Genomic DNA, 380 nt, shown 5'->3' with positions numbered 1-380 from the left:
TCTCCCCCTGGGGGGCCCAGACGGGATCGATTCCGACGCCGGTGGTGGTGTCGGCCAGGTCGCGGGCGTCGTTGAAGGCTCAGGTCGAGCGGGTTGTGGCGCTGGTGGAGAGCGGCGTTTCCGCGGTGGACGTCGGGTTCTCGCTGGCTACTACTCGGGCGTTGTTCGAGCACCGGGCTGTGGTGTGGAACGGCGTTGAGCGGGCCAGTGGGGTGGTGACGAACCGGCCGCTGGCTGTGGTGTTCTCCGGGCAAGGGGCGCAGCGGCTTGGGATGGCGCGGGAGCTGTACGAGGCGTTCCCGGTGTTCGCGGGGGCGTTGGATGCTGCGCTCGTCAATCTTGATCCGGCGTTGCGGGACGTCATGTGGGGTGAGGATCAG

The 380-nt window shown here is 68.4% G+C and carries 1 protein-coding gene; it reads left to right on the top strand.

Annotated elements, in window-relative coordinates; all coding sequences use genetic code 11:
- On the top strand, window positions 1–380 hold a 380-nt coding region (locus tag UK23_RS53520; protein WP_045318574.1), incomplete at both ends, for a hypothetical protein.

Origin of the sequence: Lentzea aerocolonigenes (genome assembly GCF_000955955.1) — a bacterium.
Lineage (GTDB): Bacteria > Actinomycetota > Actinomycetes > Mycobacteriales > Pseudonocardiaceae > Lentzea > Lentzea aerocolonigenes_A.
The sequence above is the reverse complement of the archived record's forward strand: the minus strand, read 5'-3'. Positions and strand labels throughout refer to the sequence as shown.